Source organism: Actinomadura miaoliensis, from assembly GCF_039536785.1.
Lineage (GTDB): Bacteria > Actinomycetota > Actinomycetes > Streptosporangiales > Streptosporangiaceae > Spirillospora > Spirillospora miaoliensis.
This window is the reverse complement of the sequence record NZ_BAAAZG010000011.1, coordinates 24,270-44,570: the sequence shown is the minus strand read 5'-3', so window position 1 is coordinate 44,570 and position 20,301 is coordinate 24,270. Positions and strand designations below refer to the sequence as shown.

Below are 20,301 nucleotides of genomic sequence, written 5' to 3'. Positions count from 1 at the left end.
GGTGGCCAGAACGCGATCGGGAGGTCACGCTTAGCTCATGGGCACCCGGTTGACCGGCGACGAGACGACGCTGTGGAAGGCGGCGGCCCGGGTGCTGGACGCCAACTGGACGGGGACGGGCACCATCCCGTCACCCGCCCTGTACCCGCACCAGTGGGCCTGGGACTCGGCGTTCGTCAGCATGGGCCTGGCCAGGCACCGCCGCGACCGCGCCGAACGCGAACTCCTGTCGTTGTTCCGCGGCCAGTGGGCCACGGGGCTGCTGCCGCACATCGTCTTCAACACCCGGATGCCCCGGCACGCCTACTTCCCCGGGCCCGACCTGTGGCGCAGCGACCTGCAGGACGCCGCGCCCCGGGACGTCCCCACGTCCGGCCTCACACACCCCCCGCTGCACGCCCTGGCCGCCCTGCGCCTGCACGAGTGCGCGGGCCCCGCCGACGCCGACCGCAGCCGCGCCTTCCTCGCCCGCCTCTACCCGATGCTCGTCGCCCAGCACCGCTATCTGGCCCGCTGCCGCGACCTGGGGGCCGGAGGGCTCGTCGCCATCTGCCACCCCTGGGAATCGGGCCTGGACAACAGCCCCGCCTGGGACGGGCCCCTCGGCGCCCTGCAACTGCCGCCCGTCGCGTACGCGCCCGAGCACGTCCCCCGCACCCTGCCCACCGGCGAGGACTACGACCGCTACGTACGGCTCGTCACCCTGCTGCGCGGCGCCGGATACTGCGACGAATACCTGCGCGACACCCACCCCTTCGCCGTCGAGGACCCCCTCGTCAACGCCACCTACCTGGCCTCCACCCACGCCCTCGCCGAGATGGCCGAGATCATCGGCGGGGACCCGGTGCCGCACCGCGAGACCGCCCAGCGCGTCCACCACGCCCTGCTCGACCGCCTGTGGGACGGCGACACCGGCTGCTTCCGCGCCCGCGACCTGCGCGGCGGCCGGCTGCTGCCCGCCGTCACCGTCGCCTCGTTCGGCCCCCTGCTCGACCCCGACCTGCCCGGCCCCGTCGTCCGCGACCTGGTCGACCTGCTGCTGTCGGCCCGCTTCGCCGGGGCCGCCGGGTACCCCGTGCCGACCTGCGACATCCAGGCGCCCTCCTTCGACCGCGGCGGCTACTGGCGCGGCCCCACCTGGATCAACACCAACTGGCTGCTGTGGCACGGCGCCCTCGGCCACGGCCTCACGGTCGTCGCCGACCTGCTCTACGGCGCCACCATGCGGCTGGTGCGCCAGTCCGGCTTCCGCGAGTACTTCGACCCGTTCGACGGCACCGGCCGCGGCAGCCACGACTGCAGCTGGTCGGCCGCCCTCGTCCTGGACCTCCTGGGCGCCCGCCGCGCACCCCGCGCCGCCTGAGCCGCTGATCGCCTACCGTGGGATCATGCGCCTACGCCGCACGGCCGCCGCCCTCCGCCCGGGCCGCCTCCCCGCCGAGATCCGCGACGCCCTCACCCTGGAACGCGGCGAACGACCCCTCGCCTCAGCGGCCACCCGGGGCGGCTCGTACGTCGTCGCCACGTCCGCGGCCCTGCACCTGCCGACCGCCTCCGGCGGCTTCCACCGGCTGCCGTGGGAGCGCATCGACCAGGCGTCCTGGCAGGACGGCCACCTCCACGTCCACACCACCGGCGGCGGCCCCGAGTACCGCGTCCGGCTGCCCGACCCCGGATCGGTGCCCGAGACCGTCCGCGAACGCGTCACCGCCACCATCGTGGTCAGCCGACACGCCCGGCTGCCCGGCGGCGGATCCGTCCGCATCGCCGGACGGCGCCCGCCCGGCGGCGGCGACGTGCGCTGGTCCATGGTCTTCGAGGCCGGACTCGACCCCTCCGACCCGGGCCTGCGCGCCCAAGCCGAGCAGATCCTGGAGGACCTGCGCCGCCAGACGGGCCTGTGACGCCCCCGGCGCCGTCACTGCGACGCCGACGTCTCCTGCCGCGGATCGCGGTACTCCACCGGCGTCTCGGCGCCGTGATGCTGCCCCGGAATCCGCTTCTGCGCGGCCCCGGCCAGCTCCCCGGCCTTGCCCTTGGCCGCCCCGGCCAGCTCCTCGCCGCGCGCCCGCAGCACCCCCGCCGTCTCCTGCACGGTCGGGTTCTCCATCAGCCGCCGCGACATCCGCTTGATCTGCTCGTACCGCTCGCGCCCAGCCCTGGTGCCCAGGACGTAGCCGACCGCGGCACCCGCGATGAAGGTCGCTCGGTACTTCATGCCCACCCCCGGTGTAGAGGATCGTGTGGCACGACATACCCGCCCACGGCCGCCCCAGTCTCCCCACCGGATATGCCTGCGCGAACAGGTCCCCGAATGCGCTAACCTAGACGCGCCGACCAGGGGAGCCCCCTGGAAGGCAGGACGATCCCGCGTAGCTCAATCGGCAGAGCGTCCGGCTGTTAACCGGCAGGTTACTGGTTCGAGTCCAGTCGCGGGAGCTGGGGCACCCCTACTCAGTGCGGCTTCGCTGCACTTTCGCTCGGGGTGCTCCCTTCGTATCCCCCGGGGGGCGACCCCCCGGAACCCCCCGCTGCGGCTCGCGTAGAACGCTCGCCGCGTGTGGCTGATCCCCCCTGCGGCTCCACCGCAGGATCCCTTTACTCGTCGCGGCTTCGCCGCAACTTCGCTCAGGCCCGTCAATCTCCCGGGTGAGCGGCTCGCGGAACCTCCCGGCTGCGGCTCGCGTGGAACGCTCGCCACGCCCGGCTGATCTTCTCCCTGCGGCTCCAGCGCAGGATCCCCTTGCTCGTCGTGGCTTTGTCGCAACTTCGCCCGGGCCGGTCAATCTTTCGGGTGAGCGGCTCGCGGAGCGCCCCGGGTGCGGCTCGCGTGGAGCGCTCGTCGCGTGTGGCTGATCTTCTCCCTGCGGCTCGACCACAGGATCCCCTTGCTCGTCGTGGCTTTGTCGCAACTTCGCTCAGGCCGGTCAATCTTTCGGGTGAGCGGCTCGCGGAGCGCCCCGGGTGCGGCTCGCGTGGAGCGCTCGTCGCGTGTGGCTGAATCTTCTCCCTGCGGCTCCACTGGGATTTTCTGCTTGTTGCGGCTTTGCTGGGGTTCGTTGATTTTCCGGGGAATGGGTGCGGAGAGGGGAGCGGTGGCGTGCCTCGGTGGGGGAGGCGCGGCCGCGTTGGTGGGTGTGGCGGTGGGGTCAGGTGTTGCGGTGTTGTACGAAGCGGAGCATGTTGCCGGCGGGGTCGCGGAAGGCGCAGTCGCGGACGCCGTACGGCTGGTCGATCGGCTCCTGCAGGACCTCGGCGCCTGAGGCCTGGATGTGCTCGAACGCGGCGTCGCAGTCGTCGGTCGAGAAGATCACGCCGTGCAGCATGCCCTTGGCCAGCAGCTCGGCCATGGCCTGCTTGTCGCTCGGCGAGGCGTTCGGGTTGGCGATGGGCGGCTCCAGCACGATCTCCACGTCGGGCTGCGACGGCGAGCCGACGGTCACCCAGCGCATCCCCTCGAAACCGACGTCGTTGCGGACCTCGAACCCGAGCACGTCCCGGTAGAAGGCGAGCGCCTTGTCGTGGTCGTCCACGGCGATGAAGCACTGTGACAGCTTGATGTCCATGTGTTCACGCTACGGGCGGGCGGCCCGTCCCGCTTCTCCGTTCCTGATCGGCCGCGTGAAGATCTTCGCGACGCACGCCGGAATGGCCGCACCCTGGTCGTGGGCGCGGGCCCGGTACGCGCTCGGGCTCTCGCCCACCAGCTCGGTGAACCGCGTGCTGAACGACCCCAGCGACGTGCACCCGACCGCGAAGCAGACCTCCGTCACCGACATGTCGCCGCGCCGCAGCAGCGCCTTGGCCCGCTCGATCCGGCGCGTCATCAGGTAGCTGTACGGCGTTTCGCCGAAGGCGGCGCGGAAGCTGCGCGAGAAGTGGCCCGGCGACATGTGGGCCGCCCGCGCCAGCGCCGGGACGTCGAGGGGCTCGGCGTAGTCGCGGTCCATCAGGTCGCGGGCCCGGCGGAGCCGGACCAGGTCTTCGAGCGTCACCTGACCAGCATGGCACGGCCTGGGTGCCGTGCTCGGGATCGGGCTTGTTTGGGGGGTGGTGGGCGGCTTTGGGCTGGTCGGGGTGGGTATGCGAGTTGAGAAGGGTGGCGTTCCGCGGCGGCGGGGCGGTCTGTGCGGGGGGTCGTGATGAAGGCCAAGCACTGGAACGTCGACATCTTCATCGGGGAGAGCGACGACGACACCGAGACGCGGGCTCGGGCCGTGTTGAACGCGGGGGGCAGCGTCACCGTGACGGGGTACGGGCAGGCGCGGCGCAACCCGATCGACCGGCCGGTGCCCGAGATCGGGGACGAGCTGGCCGCCAGCCGGGCGCTGACCGACCTGGCGGACCGGCTGCGCGGGGTGGCCGGCGAGGACATCGCCCGGATGGCGGGCCCCGCGTATCCCACCACCTAGGCGGCGGGTTCGGGGAGGATCTGGCGGGTGCCGGGGGTGCCCGTGCCACGCGGCCGCCATTCCCGAGGGTAGCCGACCGAGACCTCCTCGAACCGCACGCCGTCGTGCCACATCGTCCGGGGGATGTGCAGGTGGCCGTAGACGACGGCGGCGGCACGGAACCGGACGTGCCAGTCGGCCGTGCGCTCGGTGCCGCACCACAGGGCGAACTCGGGGTACCACAGGACGCGGGTGGGGTGGCGGGTCAGCGGCCAGTGGTTGATCAGGACGGTGGGGTGGTCCAGGCCGGTCAGCCGCCTCTCGGTCGCGGCCAGGCGGGCGTGGCACCAGGCGTCCAGGGTGGGGTACGGGTCCGGGTGCAGCAGCTTCTCGTCGGTGCAGACGACCCCCGCCTCGTAGGCCGCCTTGAGGGCCTGCAGTTTGGTGGACGTGCCCTCCGGGCGGAAGGTGTAGTCGTACAGCAGGAACAGCGGCGCGACGATCACCGGGCCGCCCTCGCCCCGCCAGAGGGGGTAGGGGTCCTCGGGGGTGGTCACGTCGAGTTCGCGGCACATGTCGACGAGGGCGTGGTAGCGCTCCTCGCCGCGCAGCCCGACGGGGTCGCCCGGCGGCGTCCACAGCTCGTGGTTGCCGGGGCACCAGATGACCTTGGCGAAGCGGTCGCGGAGGGTGGCCAGGGCCCAGCGCACGTCGGCGAAGCGGTCGGCGACGTCGCCCGCGACGATCAGCCAGTCGTCGGGGGACCCGGGACGCAGGCCGTCGACCAGTTCGCGGTTCTCCGGATGCCCCACGTGCACGTCGCTGATGGCGAGCAGTCTGCCGGTCATGGATTCCATCTCACGGGGTCGCGGCGCGCCGATCAAGTCCCGCCCGCTGGCCGTACGGATCGGGCCGCTGGGCGGACGGCGCGCGGCCACTGGCCGACCGGGCGGGTCCGCTGGCCGCATCCGCCCGCCGAACCGGATGACGCGGCGCGGCGGGTCGGCCTAGATGGCATGCGGGACGGGCGATTCGGGGGCACCCCGCCCAGGCCCCGCCCCGAGAGAGGATCCCGAGATGCTCACCACGTTCCTGCTACCGGCGTCGGTCGGCGGCAAGCCGTCCGACGTGCGGCTCGGCCACGACCTGATCGGCGCATGGCGGCGCGACGGGGTCGTCCAGGTCGCCGTCGACCCCGTCCAGGCCCAGCGGACCGTCACCGCGATCACGGCGGCGCGGCGGTTCTTCTCCATGCCGCTGGAGTACAAGGCGCGGCACGTCAGCCCGCTCAGCTACAGCGGCTACGTCACCTCGGGGGACGACGGCGCCGAGGTGTTCACCGTCTGCAAGGACGTGCCGGAGGGCGACGTCCGGGTGCGCGAGCGCTGGCCCTGCCACGGTCCGGTGCCGTGGCCCGACCTGGAGTACCGGCTGGCCATGCGGGCGTTCATGGACGAGCTCGGCGGCATCGGCGACCGGCTGCTGCGGCTGGCCGCGCTGGGTCTCGGCCTGCCGTGCGCCGACGAGCTGACCCGGCTGACCGCCGACGGCTGGCACCACATGCGGGCGCTGCGCCTGCCCGCCCGCGCCGGGGGCGGCCCGGCCGCCCATCCGGTGCACGGCCTGCTGGTGATGGCGGCGCTGGACGAGACGGGCGGGCTGTACGTGCGGCGGCCCATGGACGGGCGCGCCGAGGCGTGGTCGTTCGTGCGGCCCGAGCCGTACACGCTGGCCGTGTTCCCCGGCGAGGTCATGGGGTTCCTCACCGGGGGCGTGCTGCCGTCCACGTGGCACCGGGTCGCGTCGGCGGAGCGGGACCGGTACGCGCTGACCTACTTCCACGAGCCCAGCTTCGAGGCCGAGCTGCGCCCCCTTAAGGGCGGTGGCCGCCTGCACTACGGGACGCACCTGACCAAGACGTTCATGCGCTCCTACCCCGAGCGGGAGGCGACGCGGCGGATCCGCGAGGACGGCCGCCTGGAGGTGCTCGGACGGCTGCGCGACGCCGCGTCGGTGCCGTGAGCCGGGCTAGCGTTGCGCCATGGACGTCGTCATCGCGGTGGTCGCGGCTCTCACGCTCACCTGGGCGCCGGTGCTGCTGTGGTGGCGGGCCCGGGGACGCCGCGGCGACCTGGGCGGCCCGGCGCAGCGCGCCACGTTCGAGACCCTGCACACCGCCTCGCGCGCGGCCCCCGAGCTGCGCGCGGGGCTGACCGGGCAGGGCGCGCAGAAGGCGGCGCGGCATCTGCGCGCCCTGCTCGGCTCGGCCGCGCTGGCGATCACCGACGGGGAGCGGGTGCTGGCCTGGGACGGGGCGGGCGAGCACCACGCCGAGCAGGCGCTCGACCACGCGTCCGGCACCCTGGACGGCGGGCGGGTGCGGGTGCTCGGCCCGGACGGCGTGGACTGCGGCCGCCTGGACTGCCCGGTGCGGCGCGCGGCGGTGGTGCCGCTGACCACCGACGACCGGGTGGTGGGCACGCTGGCCGTCTACGGGGAGGAGGTGCCCGCCGGGCTGATCCGCGCCGCCGAGGAGGTGGCGCGGTGGGTGGACGCCCAGCTGGAGCTGGCCGAGCTGGACCGGTCGCGGACGCTGCTGATGGAGGCGGAGATGCGGGCGCTGCGGGCGCAGATCTCCCCGCACTTCATCTACAACTCGCTGACCACGATCGCCGCGTTCGTGCGCAGCGACCCCGAGCGGGCCCGCGAGCTGCTGCTGGAGTTCGCCGACTTCACCCGCTACTCCTTCCGGCGGCACGGCGACTTCACCACGCTGGCCGAGGAGCTGCGCTCGATCGACCGGTACCTGCTGCTGCAGCGCGCCCGGTTCGGCGACGACCTGCGGGTGACGCTGCGCATCGCGCAGGAGGTGCTGCCGGTGGCGGTGCCGTTCCTGTGCCTGCAGCCGCTGGTGGAGAACGCCGTCCGGCACGGCCTGCAGGACCGGTCCGGGCCGGGACGGATCACGATCGTGGCCGAGGACGCCGGGTCGGACTGCGTGATCAGCGTGGAGGACGACGGCGTCGGCATGGACCCCGAGGCGCTGCGCCGCGTCCTGGCCGGGGAACGCGGGACGGGCGCCGTGGACGGGGAGGCGCCGGACGCGGCGGGCATCGGGCTGGCCAACGTCGACGCGCGGCTCCGCCAGGTGTACGGGGACGGCTACGGCCTGGAGGTCGACACAGGCATCGGCGCCGGGACGAAGGTCACGGTGCGGGTGCCCAAGTACGCGCCGGGCGTCACGGCCCCCTGGCAGGGACAGACCCGGCCGAAGCCCGCCGAAGCGGGTTGACAGGGCGTTCTACGATATCGCCGAGATGTGACGTGCGACACCGGGGAGGCTGAGTGCCGGGCGGCCTGCGCGTCCTGGCGGTGGACGACGAGGCGCCCGCCCTGGACGATCTGGTTCATCTGCTTCGGGCCGACCCGCGCATCGGCACCGTGCACACCGCCCGGGACGGGGCGGGCGCGCTGCGCTGCCTCGACAGGGCGCTGGCCGAGGGCCGTCCCGTCGACGCGGTGTTCCTCGACATCCGCATGCCCGGGCTGGACGGCACGGTGCTGGGGCGGGTGCTGGCGCAGTTCGCCCGCGCCCCGCACATCGTGTTCGTCACAGCGTTCGAGGAGCACGCGGTCGACGCGTTCGAGATCAAGGCGACCGACTACATCCTCAAGCCGGTGCGGCCGGAGCGGCTCGCCGAGGCGATCCGCCGCGTCTCGCAGAGCGGCGGCCCGGCCGGCGCGGGCGGCCCGGGGGCGCCCGCGGGCGGCGAGGGGCACGCGCCGCGTCCCGAGCCGGAGCCGATGCCGGTGGAGCTGGCGGGGGTGACCAGGTTCGTCGCGCCCGCCGAGGTGCTGTACGTGGAGGCGCAGGGAGACTACGCGCGCCTGCACACCCCGAACGGCAGCCACCTGGTGCGCATCCCGCTGGCGGCGCTGGAGGAGCGGTGGCGGGACGCGGGGTTCGTGCGCGTGCACCGCAGCCACCTGGTGGCGCTGGCGGGCATCGAGGAGCTGCGGCTGGACTCGGGCCGCTGCACGATCCTGGTCGGCGGCACCGAGCTGCCGGTGAGCCGCAGGCACGTGCGCGAGCTGCGCGACCTGCTCGTCCGCAACGCCCGGCGGCCCACATGACCGAGCCGGACGGGCGCGGCGCGGCCCGGACCGACGAGCGCGAGACGACGCCTCCCCGACCCGCGGGCGAGGCGGAGGGCGACGCGCCCGCGCCGGGGCGGACGCGGGTGACCGGGCCGCGCGCCCGGGCCTCGCGGCGGCTGCGGCATCCGGTGACGCGCGAGATCGACGAGCAGACCGGGCTCGGCGAGGCGTACATGCGCTCGCTGGTGCAGGCGCAGCTGCGGCTCGCGGTGCGGCTGTGCACGGTGCTGGCGGTCGTGGTCGGCGGGCTCCCCGCGCTGTTCGCGCTGTTCCCGGAGCTGCGCGACCAGCGGGTGGCGGGCCTGCCGCTGGCGTGGGTGCTGCTGGGCGGTCTGGTCTACCCGTGGTTCGTGGCGTGCGGCTGGTGGTACGTCCGGCAGGCCGAACGCAACGAGCGCGACTTCGCCGACCTGGTCGACAACCCCTGGGCCGACCGGAATCCGTGATGAATCCCGCCTACGGCCTGGCCGGGATCGCGGTGGTGGTCGCGGCCACCGTGCTCATCGGCACGCTCGGCCTGCGCATCTCCCGCACCACCTCCGACTTCTACGTGGCGTCCCGCACGGTGACGCCGCTGCGCAACGCCTCGGCGATCGGCGGGGAGTACCTGTCGGCGGCCTCGTTCCTGGGCGTGGCCGGGCTGATCCTGGCGTTCGGCGCCGACATGCTGTGGCTGCCGGTCGGCTGGACCGGCGGCTACCTGGTGCTGCTGGTGCTGGTGTCGGCGCCGCTGCGCCGGTCGGGCGCCTACACCCTGCCCGACTTCGCCGAGGCGCGGCTGGAGTCGATGGCGGTGCGCCGCGTCACCAGCGTGCTGGTGGTGCTGATCGGCTGGCTGTACATGATGCCGCAGTTCCAGAGCGCCGGGCTGGTGCTGCGGACGGTGGCGGGCGCGCCGGTGTGGGCCGGCCCGCTGCTGATCACCGTCGTCGTCGCGGTGAACGTGCTGGCGGGCGGCATGCGCAGCATCACGCTCGTCCAGGCGTTCCAATACTGGCTGAAACTGACCGCGCTGGCCGTGCCGCTGGTGTTCCTGCTGCTGGCGTGGCGGTTCGACGGCGCGCCCGGCCTGGACCGCGACGCCGCGCCGCGTTTTCCCGAGCGCACCACCGTGACCGTCGGCGCCGCCGTCACCGTCGAGGTGGCCGCGCCGGTGACGGTGACGGCCACCGGGCGGGTGGACGGCCGGTCCCACGACGGCGCCGCGGTGACGCTGACGCCGGGGCCGCACGCGGTCGGCCGCGACACCACGCTGACGTTCCCGCGCGGCGCCGTGGTGCCGCACGTGGAGGACATCCCCGCGCGCACCGACCGGCAGTGGGCGATGCCGCTGGACGGCCGCGAGCACTCGCTGTACGCGACGTACTCGCTGATCCTGGCCACGTTCCTCGGCACGATGGGCCTGCCGCACGTGCTGGTGCGCTTCTACACCAACCCCGACGGGCGGACGGCGCGCCGCACCACCGTCATGGTGCTGTCGCTGCTCGGCGCGTTCTACCTGCTGCCCGGGGTGTACGGGGCGCTGGGCCGTCTCTACACGCCCGAGCTGCTCATGACCGGCCGAACCGACGCGGTGGTGCTGACGCTGCCCGGACGGGTGTTCGGCGGGCCGGCGGGCGACCTGCTGGGCGCGCTGGTGACCGGCGGGGCGGTGGCGGCGTTCCTGTCGACCTCGTCCGGGCTGACGGTGTCGGTGGCCGGGGTGCTCGGGCAGGACATCCTGCGCGGCGGCGTGCGCTCGTTCCGGGCGGCGACGCTGCTGGCGCTGGCCGTGCCGCTGGCGCTGTCGGTCGCGGCGCGGTCGCTGGCGGTGGCGGACGTGGTGGGGCTGGCGTTCGCGGTCGCGGCGTCCACGTTCTGCCCGCTGCTGGTGCTGGGCATCTGGTGGCGGCGGCTGACGGTGGCGGGCGCGCTGGCCGGGCTGGTCACCGGGGGAGTGCTGGCGGGCACGGCGGTGGTCGTCACGGTCGCCGGGGGCGCGCCGGAGGGGCTGGCGGGCGCGCTGCTGTCGCAGCCCGCCGCCTGGACGGTGCCGATCGCGTTCGCCGTCATGATCGGGGTGTCGCTGGCCACGCCGCGGGGCGTCCCGCCGGGCGTGGCGCGCATGATGGTGCGGCTGCACACCCCCGAGTCGCTGAACGTCGACCGCGGCACCTGGCGGCCCAAGCGCGTCTGAGGGCCCGCGCTCCCGGGCGTCCGAACGGACATGACCGGAGGAGACGGGCGAACAAGCGCTCGGCGGGTGGCGCGGCCGGGATGCCGTTCGTCGCGCCAAATCGACCGTTCACCGACGAGGACGGACGGGTCGTCGCGCACGAGCGGCAGCTGACCGCACGGTGGCGCGCACCGTCTCGTCCGATCGCCGGACGACCTCTAGCGTGACGTGACCGACGTCACAGCCGAGGAGGATCAGTGGCCGTAGAGCACCATCCCACTTCCACGGTCTACGAACGCGTCCAGCAGGGCCCGGACTTCCAGGAGCTGCGGCGCCGGTTCCGCGCGTTCGCCTTCCCGGCGACCGCCGCGTTCCTCGCCTGGTACCTGCTGTACGTGGTGCTGTCGGGCTGGGCGCGCGACTTCATGGGCACCAAGGTCGTCGGGTTCATCAACATCGCGCTGATCTTCGGCCTGCTGCAGTTCGTGTCGACGTTCCTGATCGCCTGGCAGTACTCCCGGCACGCCGAGCGCAAGCTCGACCCGCTGGCCGACCGGCTGCGCGCCGAGGTGGAGGGCGACCGCGACGCCGGCGCCGCCGCCACGGCCGCCGACGGCGACGCGGGGAAGGAGAACCGATGAGCCACGAGACCCTCGCCGTCATCCTGTTCCTGACGTTCGTCGCCGGGACGCTGGCGATCACCGTCTGGGCCAGCCGCAACACCAAGGACGCCACCGACTACTACGCGGGCGGACGCTCGTTCTCCGGCGTCCAGAACGGCCTGGCCATCGGCGGCGACTACATGTCGGCCGCCTCGTTCCTCGGCATCGCCGGCCTGATCGCGCTGTACGGGTACGACGGGTTCCTGTACTCGATCGGGTTCCTGGTGGCCTGGCTGGTGGCGCTGCTGCTGGTGGCCGAGCTGCTGCGCAACTCGGGCCGGTTCACCATGGCCGACGTGCTGGCGTTCCGGATGAGCCCGCGGCCGGTGCGCACCGCGGCGGGCGTGTCCACGATCGCGGTGTCGATCTTCTACCTGCTGGCGCAGATGGTGGGCGCGGGCGCGCTGGTGGCGCTGCTGTTCGGGTTCACCAGCGACTTCGCCAAGAACGCCACGATCGTGCTGGTCGGCGCGCTGATGATCATCTACGTGACGGTCGGCGGCATGAAGGGCACCACCTGGGTGCAGATCGTCAAGGCCGTGCTGCTGATGGGCGGCGCCACCCTGGTCACCCTGCTGGTGCTGGGCAAGTTCGGGTTCAACCTGTCGACGCTGCTGCGCGACGCCGCCGACCAGAGCGGCAAGGGCGAGGCGTTCCTGGAGCCCGGCCTGCGCTACGCCACCGAGGCGTCCGGCCTGACCGGCAAGCTCGACCTCATCAGCCTGGGCCTGGCGCTGGTGCTGGGCACCGCGGGCCTGCCGCACATCCTCATCCGCTTCTACACCGTCCCGACCTCCCGCGACGCCCGCAAGTCGGTGCTGTGGGGCATCGGCCTCATCGGCGTGTTCTACCTGCTGACGCTGGTGCTGGGCTTCGGCGCCGCCGCGCTGGTGGGCAGCGACGCCATCCGCAAGGAGAACCCGGCGGGCAACACCGCCGCGCCCCAGCTGGCCCAGGAGATCGGCAACCGGGTGTTCGGCGACGCGGGCGGCACGATCCTGCTGGCGGTCATCGCGGCGGTGGCGTTCGCGACGATCCTGGCGGTGGTGGCCGGGCTGACGCTGGCGTCCTCGTCGTCCTTCGCCCACGACCTGTACGCCCACGTGTTCAAGCGGGGCAAGGCCACCGAGCGCGAGGAGGTGCGGGTCGCCCGCATCGCCGCCCTGGTCATCGGCGCGGTGTCGATCGTGCTCGGCATCTACGCGCAGCGGCTGAACGTGGCGTTCCTGGTGGCGCTGGCGTTCGCGGTCGCCGCGTCCGGCAACCTGCCCGCCATCCTCTACAGCCTGTTCTGGAAGCGGTTCAACACCTCCGGCGCGGTCGCGGCGATCTACGGCGGGCTCGGCTCGGCGGTGTTCCTGGTGACGTTCTCGCCGGTGGTGTCCGGCAAGGAGACCGCGCTGTTCACCGGCGCCGACTTCGCCTGGTTCCCGCTGGAGAACCCGGGGATCGTGTCCATCCCGTTCGGGTTCCTGTGCGGCTGGCTCGGCACGGTGCTGAGCAAGGAGTACAACAACGCCAAGTACGCCGAGATCGAGGTGCGTTCACTGACCGGGGCGGGCGCGGAAGGCGCCGTACACCACTGAGCGTCCGCCCCTCCGAACTCCGGGGACGCAGGGGCCGGCTCCCCCCCGCCCGAGCACCGGCCCCGCCCCGCCCCGCCGCCCCGGAGACAGGTCCCGGCCCCGTCCTTACCGCCCCCAAGGACGGGGCCGGGCCATGCTCGGGGCAGGGCACGTGCGGGGCCGGGGCGTGCGCGGGGCCGGCGTTCGCGCGGGGACGATTGACCCGGCGCCGGTGGGTAGAGGACCTGCATGGCGGTCACGGTGGCGCTGGCCGGGGACACGATGCTCGGCCGTGGTGTGGCGGAGCGTCTCGCCGAGACCGGTCCGCACGCGCTGTTCTCCGACGGGGTGCGCGAGGCCTTCGCCGAGGCGGACCTGGCGGTGCTGAACCTGGAGTGCTGCGTGTCCGCGCGCGGACGGCCGTGGCCCGCGCCCGGCAAGGCGTTCCACTTCCGCGCGCCCCCGATCGCCGTGGAGTCGCTGACCGATCTCGGCGTCGACTGCGTCAACCTCGCCAACAACCACGCGCTGGACTTCGGCGCCGACGCGCTCGCCGACACCCGCGAGCACCTGGCCGCGGCGGGCATCGCCGCGGTCGGTGCCGGCGAGGACGAGGCGCACGCCCGCGCCCCGGTGTTCCTGGAGGCCCGGGACGCGCGGATCGCCGTCATCGGCGTCACCGACCACCCGGCCGACTTCGCGGCGGGGCCGCACCGCCCCGGCGTGGCGTACGCCGACCTGGCCGCCGGGACGCCGGGCCGGCTGGTCGACACGGTCCGCGCGCTGCGCGAGGAGGCCGACGCTGTGCTGGTGATGCCGCACTGGGGGCCGAACATGCTGCCCGAGCCGCTGCGGTACGTGCGGCGCGCGGCCGACGCGCTGGCCGGAGCGGGCGCCACCCTGGTCGCCGGGACGTCCGCGCACGTCTTCCAGGGCGTCGCGGGCCCCGTGCTGTTCGACCTCGGCGACTTCATCGACGACTACGTGGTCGACCGGCTGCTGCGCAACGACCTGGGGCTGCTGTTCCTGGTGACGCTGGAACGCCGCGGCGAGCCGGCGAGGCTGACGCCCGTGCGGCTGGAGGCGGTGCCGCTGCGGCTGTACTTCGCGCGCACGCGGCTGGCCGCGGGCGCCGACCGCAGGTGGATCGGCGGCCGGTTCACCGAGGCGTGCCGCGAGTTCGGCACCCCGGTCGCCGAGGACGGCGGCCGGCTCGTGGTGCGCATGGGCTGATCATGGAGCTGACGCTGCTGGGAGCGGGGGCGGCGAAGCCGCCCCGCATCGGCGCCGTCGACGCCGGCGAGGGGCCGCCGTCCGGAGAGCGGGGCGTCGAGGGCCGCGTCCACCGGATGTGAGGAGAGCGCGATGGCGATGCTTGTGGGCTGTTCGGGCTGGCAGTACGCGCACTGGCGCGGCGTGCTGTACCCGCAGGGCGTGCCGCAGCGGCTGTGGCTGGAGCGGTACGCCGAATGCTTCGAGACGGTGGAGAGCAACGCCGCGTTCTACCGGCTGCCCAAGCGGGAGACGTTCGAGAACTGGGCCGCCCGCACGCCCGACGGGTTCGTCATGGCGGTGAAGGCCAGCCGGTTCCTCACCCACATCAAACGGCTGCAGGAGCCCGCCGAGCCCGTCGCCCGCCTGATGGAGGCGGCGCAGGGGCTCGGCGGCAAGCTCGGCCCGATCCTGCTGCAGCTCCCCCCGACCCTGCACGCCGACGCCGACCGGCTCGCCGCGTGCCTGGCCCGCTTCCCGGCCGGGGTGCGCGTCGCCGTCGAGCCGCGGCACCCGAGCTGGTGGACCGACGAGATCCGCGCCGTGCTGGAACGGCACGGCGCGGCCCTGTGCTGGGCGGACGTCCTCAGCCGCCCCGTCACCCCGCTGTGGCGCACGGCCGACTGGGGATACGTGCGGCTGCACCAGGGGGCGGCCGTGCCGTGGCCCGCGTACGGCGACCAGGCCCTCACGTCCTGGATCCGGCGCGTCGGCGGCGCCTGGGAGCCCGGCGCCGACGTCTACGTCTACTTCAACAACGACCCCGGCGGGGCGGCCGTCCGCAACGCCCTGCGCTTCACCGAGCTGGCACGGCGGGCCCGGGTTTCGGACGCGGTCAGGTGATCTTTTTGGCGGCCTTGAGGGTCTGCGCGAGCGTCTCCAGGATCGGCGCGCAGCCGGTGTAGGAGAAGACCGGTTCGGGCTGCCAGCCGATGACCTGGTTCGCCTTGACGGCGGGCAGGTCCTTCCAGGACGGCCTGGAACCGAGGTCCTTGGGCTGCAGGGCCTGCGTACGGCTGTCCAGCATGATCACGTCGGCCCGGTACTTGTCGGCGTTCTCCCAGCTCAGGCTCTCGAAGTAACCGTCCTTGTCGATCTTGTCGGGGACGATGACGTCGACGCCGAGCTCGCGGAAGTACATCAGGTCGCTGTTCTTGCCGGGGTTGGAGGCGTAGAACAGGTCGGGGCTGGCGGAGGCGGCCAGCACCTTGATGCCCTTGTTGGCGCCCACCGCGTCGCGCACCGCCTGCGCCGCCTTGTCGAACCGGGCCTTGGCCTGGGTGACCTGCGCGCTCCTGGTGTCGGCGCCGAGCGCGGCGGCCAGCTGGGCGAAGCGCTCGATCGGCTTGGGCAGCGCGGCCGAGCCGGTGGACACGGCGATGCTGGGCGCCAGCGCGAAGATCTTCTCCTTGCTCTCGGCGGGCACGTAGAACAGCTCGCCAGGCACGAACATGTTGTCGATCAGCAGCTCGGGCCGCAGCGCGGCGTACTTCTCCAGGTTGAACTCGCCGTAGGCGTTGCCGATGATCGTCACCTTGTCGACCGGGACCCGGCCCGCCTGCGGGTCGGGACGCCCGTCCTTGAGCTTGGTCGGCCCGTACACGCCCACGATCTGGTCGGTGACGCCGAAGTCGTGCAGGGCGGCGGCGGAGCCGATGTAGGCGACCACCCGCCGCGGCCGGGACTTCAGCGAGACCTTGGTGCCGCGGTCGTCGGTGAACGTCCAGGCGCCCGAGCCCGATCCGGAGCCGTCCGCGGACGAGTCGCCGCCTCCGCAGGCGGCCAGCAGCGCGCCGAGGGCGGCCGCGCCGCCCGCGCCGAGCACGGTACGGCGGGTGAGCAGGGGCAGACGGGCTGTGTCAGACATCGCGCATCGTTCTTTCCGTTACTGGAGGGACCCATGTCCGAATTGTGGCTTAGGTTAACCTAACCTAATATCTTGTCCAGAGCCGGGCGCCGTCCCCCTCCCCGCCGGAGCACCGAGTTGTCGCTGACCACCTCCCCGCCCGTCCCCGAGGCCCGGGCGCCCGCCGCCGGACGCCGGATGACGCGCGCCGCCGGGCTGGCGGCGGCCGCGGGCGTACTGCTCGTCCTCGTGCTGCTGAGCCTGGCCGTCGGCGCCAAACCGCTGTCGCCCGGTGAGGTGTGGCGCGGGCTCGTCGACGAGGCGTCGTCCGGCTACCCGGTCGTCCACCAGATGCGGCTGCCGCGCACGCTGCTCGGGCTGCTCGTGGGCATGGCGCTGGGCCTGGCCGGCGCCGTCATGCAGTCGCTCACCCGCAACCCGATCGCCGACCCCGGGCTGCTGGGCATCAGCGCGGGCGCGGCCGCGGCGGTGGTGTCGGCCATCTCCTTCCTCGGGATCGTGTCGTTCCTGGGCTTCGTGTGGTTCGCGTTGGCGGGGGCCGGCGCGGTGGCCGTCGTGCTGTACGCGGTGGGCGGCGGACGCAACGCCACCCCGGCCCGGCTCGCCCTCGCCGGGGCCGCCCTCAACGCGGCGCTCTACTCCTACGTCAACGCCGTGCAGCTGCTCGACACCGTGTCGCTCGACCGCATGCGGTTCTGGACGGTCGGGTCGCTGGCCGCGGCACAAGGCGACACAGTCGTGCGCGTCGCGCCGTTCATCGCCCTCGGGCTGGTGCTGGCGCTCGCGCTGGCGCGCCCCCTGAACGCCCTCACCATGGGCGACGACGCGGCGCGCGCGCTGGGCACGTCCCCGGGCCGCACCCGCGCCGTGGGGATCGTCACCGTGACCCTGCTGTGCGGGGCGGCCACGGCGGCGTGCGGGCCGATCGTGTTCGTCGGCCTCATGGTGCCGCACCTGGTGCGCGCCCTGACCGGCCCCGACCTGCGCTGGCTGCTGCCGTACTGCGCCGTGCTGTCGCCCGCCATCATGCTCGGCGCCGACGTGCTGGGACGCGTCCTGGCACGGCCCTCCGAGGTTCAGGTCGGCATCGTCACCGCCGTGTTGGGAGGGCCGGTGTTCCTGCACTTCATCCGCCGCCGCCGGGCGGTGAACTCATGAGCGTGGCGCGGTACGGCGTCGTCCGGACGGGCACGGGCGGCGGGCTGTCCCTGCGGTTCCGGACGCGCGCGCTCGTCGTCGCGGCGGCGTGCCTGCTGGTCGCGCTGGCGGTCGGCGTGCTGGCCATCGGCAGCGGCGACTACCCCATGGGCCCCGCCGAGGTGGTGCGCACGCTGCTCGGCGGCGGCGGCCCCGCCGAGACGTTCATCGTCCGCGAGCTGCGCCTGCCGCGCGCCGCGACCGCGCTGGCCGTCGGCGCCGCCCTCGGCCTGGCCGGCGCGATCTTCCAGTCGCTGGTGCGCAACCCGCTGGGCAGCCCCGACATCCTCGGCTTCACCCAGGGCGCGTCCGCCGGCGTGCTCGTCATGATCGCGGTGACCGGCGGGTCCGGCGTCGCGGTGGCGGGCGGCGCGGTCGCCGGCGGCGTGGTCACCGGCGTGGCGATCTACCTGCTGGCCGGACGGCACGGCGCGCACGGCCAGCGGCTGGTGCTCGTCGGCATCGGCGTGGCCGCCATGCTCACCGGCGTCAACGGCTACCTGCTCACCCGGGCGCAGATCACCGACGCCGCCCGGGCCGTGCTGTGGCTGACCGGCAGCCTGGACGGCCGCGACTGGGCCGACGCCGCGCCGCTGCTGGTCGCGCTGGCGGTGCTGGTGCCGCTGGTGGTGGTCGGCTGCGGCCGCCAGCTACGCATGCTGGAACTCGGTGACGACGCCGCGCACGGCCTGGGCGTGCCGGTCCACCGCGTCCGGACGCTGCTGCTGGCCACGGCGGTGCTGCTGGCCGCGTTCGCCGCCGCCGCGGCCGGGCCGGTGTCGTTCGTCGCGCTCACCGCGCCGCAGCTGGCGCGGCGCCTGACCCGCACCCCCGGCCCCAACCTGCTGCCGTCGCTGTGCATGGGCGCGGCGCTGCTGGTGACCGCCGACTTCGCGGGACAACGCACCTTCCCCGGCCACCAGCTGCCCGTGGGCGTGGTGACCGGGCTCCTGGGCGGCGCCTACCTGGTATGGCTGCTGGTGACCGAACGCAGAAACGGACGAATTTGACTTCCCCCCCACTCCTGAAGCCGGGGGATTCCAAACCTCACGGGTCTCGGATACCCGGCGCGTCCGGCGAAGAAGTTGGCGAACCCCGCTTGCAGGTGCCGCAGCGCCTGCTGGAGCGGGACGCTGGACACCTCGGAAAGAAACGCCAGTTCTTCGCTGCGTTTCCAGGCTGTCAGCCACGCGGAAGTCTCCACATACGAGACTCGGCGGCGCTCTCCTGTGTAGGCGCAGGTGCGTTCCTGCAGTGCCTTGTTGTAGACCAGGCGCACGCAGCCGAACGTCCGGGCGAGCACCCGAGCCTGCTCGGGGGTCGGGTAAAAGCGGTACTTGTAGGCCCGCTTCGCGATCTGCGCCATGGCTCAGGCCCAAACACAAGATCAGTCAACCCTGGCTTGGATTCATGGTGCCGCGTGGTGAGTGTTTGCTCTCCAGGGCGCAAGCCCGGGGTCGCCATGTTGAAGGAGGATCGATGAGCGTTGGCCTGTCCGAGGGACACGGAGGGGCGTCCGCCGGTGACGACGCCGGGGCGCGGTTGCGGGGGACGGAGCTGACGCTGGCCTACGAGCGGCGCACGATCGCCGAGGGGCTGAGCGTCGCGGTGCCCGACCGGTCGTTCACCGTGATCGTGGGGCCGAACGCGTGCGGCAAGTCGACGCTGCTGCGGGCACTGGCGCGCATTCTCAAGCCCGCCGCCGGCACCGTCGTCCTGGACGGGCGGAGCATCGCCGACTGGCCCGCCAAACGCCTGGCCCGCACCCTCGGGCTGCTGCCGCAGTCGTCCGTCGCCCCCGACGGCATCACCGTCGCCGACCTGGTGGCGCGCGGCCGCTACCCGCACCAGAGCCTCCTGCGGCAGTGGTCGAAGGAGGACGAACGGGTCATCGCCGAGTCCATGGCCGCCACCGGCGTGGCCGACCTGGCCGACCGTCCGGTCGACGAGCTGTCGGGCGGGCAGCGCCAGCGCGTGTGGATCGCCATGGTGCTGGCCCAGCAGACCCCGCTGCTGCTGCTGGACGAGCCCACCACCTACCTCGACATCGCCCACCAGATCGAGGTGCTGGACCTGTGCGCCCGCCTGCACGACGAGGGACGCACCGTCGTCGCCGTCCTGCACGATCTCAACCACGCCGCCCGCTACGCCACCCACCTGATCGCCATGCGCGGCGGGCGGATCGTCGCCGAGGGCGCGCCCGGCGACGTGGTCACGGCCGAACTCGTCGAGGAGGTGTTCCGCCTGCCCTGCCGCGTGATCGACGACCCGGAGACCGGCACGCCGCTGGTCGTCCCGGCCGCGCGTCACCGCGTCCGCGTCTGAGGCCGCGCGGCGCAGTGGTGGCGGCCCAGGGGGCGCTCAGGAGGGGCGGTTGTGGCCCGCGTCGGTGTCCATGCGGGCCCAGGCGGCGTCCCACATCCGGTCGCGGTGCCGGTCGCACCGGCGGCGGACGACCACGTAGGCCAGCAGCACCGGGGCGCCGACGCCCAGCGCCGCCGCGCCGCCCGCGTACACCGCGTCGGTGACCGTCCGGCTGTGCGGCCGCGGCCGCACGGCCAGCCTGCCGTCGCGGTCCACCCAGATCTGCTTGCGGGCGCCGACCGCGGCGCCCTTCCAGCTCGGCAGCGTTCCGGTGCGCGTCCTGCCGTCGGCGGGCCGCGGCCAGGTGGCCTGCACCGTCTCGTGGACGTACCGGTCGCCGGCCGACCCGATGCCGCCGGTGGCGACCACCGTCGCCCAGACCTCCTGCCGCTGCGCGTGCTCGTGCCGCTCGGCCCGCAGCCCCGCCTCGTAGGCCAGGCCGCCGCACCACGCGGCGACCGGGGGCGCGGCGGCGAGCAGCAGGACCAGCAACGCCAGCGCGATCGCGCGCTGGACACGGTCGACGCGCCGGCGCAGCTCGTTGCGTTCCATGCCCAGCCGCCGACGGAGCCGTCGCATCGGCGGCGCCGCGCCGCCCACGCCGGACCTGCGCATCGTCGTCACCTCCCCGGGGCGACCACTCCCGGCAAGGGGCTTTTAGCCATCTTTT

Annotated in this window: 21 protein-coding genes, 1 tRNA gene and 1 pseudogene; 16 read left to right on the top strand and 7 right to left on the bottom strand. The window is 73.7% G+C overall.

What is annotated here, in order from left to right; all coding sequences use genetic code 11:
- The first annotated feature begins 37 nt into the window (after positions 1–37).
- A complete protein-coding gene (locus ABD811_RS10620; RefSeq protein ID WP_344944608.1) occupies positions 38–1,363 on the top strand; it encodes an MGH1-like glycoside hydrolase domain-containing protein in 1,326 nt (441 codons plus the stop codon).
- Positions 1,364–1,388: 25 nt separating this feature from the next.
- Entirely contained in the window at positions 1,389–1,904 is a 516-nt protein-coding gene (locus tag ABD811_RS10615; RefSeq protein WP_344944605.1) for a hypothetical protein, read from the top strand.
- A gap of 14 nt (positions 1,905–1,918) precedes the next feature.
- Here ABD811_RS10615 and ABD811_RS10610 read toward each other — a convergent pair whose 3' ends face one another.
- Complete coding sequence (locus ABD811_RS10610; RefSeq protein WP_344944602.1) at positions 1,919–2,218, bottom strand: YtxH domain-containing protein; 300 nt, start codon at positions 2,216–2,218, stop codon at positions 1,919–1,921.
- Between the two features lie 148 nt (positions 2,219–2,366).
- On the opposite strand from ABD811_RS10610, the gene ABD811_RS10605 reads away from it, so the two are divergent.
- A tRNA-Asn gene (locus tag ABD811_RS10605) sits at positions 2,367–2,439 on the top strand.
- 710 nt (positions 2,440–3,149) lie between these two features.
- On the opposite strand, the gene ABD811_RS10600 is transcribed toward ABD811_RS10605, so the two are convergent.
- A complete protein-coding gene (locus tag ABD811_RS10600) occupies positions 3,150–3,566 on the bottom strand; it encodes a VOC family protein (protein ID WP_344944600.1) in 417 nt (138 codons plus the stop codon).
- 9 nt (positions 3,567–3,575) lie between these two features.
- A complete protein-coding gene (locus ABD811_RS10595) occupies positions 3,576–3,950 on the bottom strand; it encodes a helix-turn-helix transcriptional regulator (RefSeq protein ID WP_344944645.1) in 375 nt (124 codons plus the stop codon).
- Between the two features lie 192 nt (positions 3,951–4,142).
- Between ABD811_RS10595 and ABD811_RS10590 the strand changes: the two genes are divergently transcribed.
- Positions 4,143–4,412: a DUF1876 domain-containing protein gene (locus tag ABD811_RS10590; RefSeq protein WP_344944598.1), complete on the top strand. Its 270-nt coding sequence runs from the start codon at positions 4,143–4,145 to the stop codon at positions 4,410–4,412.
- Here ABD811_RS10590 and ABD811_RS10585 read toward each other — a convergent pair.
- Complete coding sequence (locus ABD811_RS10585; protein WP_344944596.1) at positions 4,409–5,239, bottom strand: metallophosphoesterase family protein; 831 nt, start codon at positions 5,237–5,239, stop codon at positions 4,409–4,411. The two genes, ABD811_RS10590 and ABD811_RS10585, sit on opposite strands and share 4 nt — an antisense overlap.
- Before the next feature lie 229 nt (positions 5,240–5,468).
- Between ABD811_RS10585 and ABD811_RS10580 the strand changes: the two genes are divergently transcribed.
- The 9 genes from ABD811_RS10580 (at position 5,469) to ABD811_RS10540 (ending at position 15,046) form a co-directional block, all read left to right on the top strand.
- Entirely contained in the window at positions 5,469–6,413 is a 945-nt protein-coding gene (locus tag ABD811_RS10580; protein WP_344944593.1) for a 2OG-Fe(II) oxygenase family protein, read from the top strand.
- A 19-nt stretch (positions 6,414–6,432) separates the two neighbouring features.
- The gene (locus tag ABD811_RS10575) at positions 6,433–7,683 is read left to right on the top strand and encodes a sensor histidine kinase (RefSeq protein WP_344944590.1); all 1,251 of its coding nucleotides are present in this window, start codon (positions 6,433–6,435) and stop codon (positions 7,681–7,683) included.
- A gap of 53 nt (positions 7,684–7,736) precedes the next feature.
- Entirely contained in the window at positions 7,737–8,525 is a 789-nt protein-coding gene (locus ABD811_RS10570) for a LytR/AlgR family response regulator transcription factor (RefSeq protein WP_344944587.1), read from the top strand.
- A complete protein-coding gene (locus ABD811_RS10565; protein ID WP_344944584.1) occupies positions 8,522–8,995 on the top strand; it encodes a DUF485 domain-containing protein in 474 nt (157 codons plus the stop codon). Before ABD811_RS10570 ends, ABD811_RS10565 begins: the two co-directional genes overlap by 4 nt.
- Positions 8,995–10,725 (top strand): sodium/solute symporter, encoded by a 1,731-nt coding sequence (locus tag ABD811_RS10560; protein ID WP_344944581.1) that lies wholly within the window; start codon positions 8,995–8,997, stop codon positions 10,723–10,725. The genes ABD811_RS10565 and ABD811_RS10560 overlap by 1 nt, the downstream gene beginning before the upstream one ends.
- A gap of 236 nt (positions 10,726–10,961) precedes the next feature.
- On the top strand, positions 10,962–11,345 hold the full coding sequence (locus ABD811_RS10555) for a DUF485 domain-containing protein (protein WP_344944578.1): 384 nt from the start codon (positions 10,962–10,964) through the stop codon (positions 11,343–11,345).
- Complete coding sequence (locus ABD811_RS10550; protein ID WP_344944575.1) at positions 11,342–12,952, top strand: solute symporter family protein; 1,611 nt, start codon at positions 11,342–11,344, stop codon at positions 12,950–12,952. Before ABD811_RS10555 ends, ABD811_RS10550 begins: the two co-directional genes overlap by 4 nt.
- Positions 12,953–13,180: 228 nt before the next feature.
- Entirely contained in the window at positions 13,181–14,164 is a 984-nt protein-coding gene (locus ABD811_RS10545) for a CapA family protein (RefSeq protein ID WP_344944572.1), read from the top strand.
- 132 nt (positions 14,165–14,296) lie between these two features.
- A complete protein-coding gene (locus ABD811_RS10540; protein WP_344944569.1) occupies positions 14,297–15,046 on the top strand; it encodes a DUF72 domain-containing protein in 750 nt (249 codons plus the stop codon).
- On the opposite strand, the gene ABD811_RS10535 is transcribed toward ABD811_RS10540, so the two are convergent.
- Positions 15,039–16,070: an ABC transporter substrate-binding protein gene (locus ABD811_RS10535; RefSeq protein ID WP_344944566.1), complete on the bottom strand. Its 1,032-nt coding sequence runs from the start codon at positions 16,068–16,070 to the stop codon at positions 15,039–15,041. The two genes, ABD811_RS10540 and ABD811_RS10535, sit on opposite strands and share 8 nt — an antisense overlap.
- 72 nt (positions 16,071–16,142) lie before the next feature.
- Here ABD811_RS10535 and ABD811_RS10530 point away from each other — a divergent pair, with 72 nt between their 5' ends.
- Together ABD811_RS10530 and ABD811_RS10525 are read left to right on the top strand one after the other, a co-directional pair.
- Positions 16,143–17,228 (top strand): FecCD family ABC transporter permease, encoded by a 1,086-nt coding sequence (locus tag ABD811_RS10530; protein ID WP_344944563.1) that lies wholly within the window; start codon positions 16,143–16,145, stop codon positions 17,226–17,228.
- A complete protein-coding gene (locus tag ABD811_RS10525) occupies positions 17,225–18,277 on the top strand; it encodes a FecCD family ABC transporter permease (protein WP_344944560.1) in 1,053 nt (350 codons plus the stop codon). The genes ABD811_RS10530 and ABD811_RS10525 overlap by 4 nt, the downstream gene beginning before the upstream one ends.
- Before the next feature lie 44 nt (positions 18,278–18,321).
- Here the strand turns inward: ABD811_RS10525 and ABD811_RS10520 are convergent.
- A pseudogene (locus ABD811_RS10520) lies at positions 18,322–18,633 on the bottom strand (RNA-guided endonuclease InsQ/TnpB family protein); the annotation flags it as partial.
- Between the two features lie 113 nt (positions 18,634–18,746).
- Between ABD811_RS10520 and ABD811_RS10515 the strand changes: the two are divergent.
- A complete protein-coding gene (locus ABD811_RS10515) occupies positions 18,747–19,592 on the top strand; it encodes an ABC transporter ATP-binding protein (protein WP_344944557.1) in 846 nt (281 codons plus the stop codon).
- Positions 19,593–19,628: 36 nt separating this feature from the next.
- Here the strand turns inward: ABD811_RS10515 and ABD811_RS10510 are convergent, their stop codons facing one another.
- On the bottom strand, positions 19,629–20,246 hold the full coding sequence (locus tag ABD811_RS10510; RefSeq protein ID WP_344944554.1) for an Rv1733c family protein: 618 nt from the start codon (positions 20,244–20,246) through the stop codon (positions 19,629–19,631).
- Positions 20,247–20,301 lie beyond the last annotated feature (55 nt).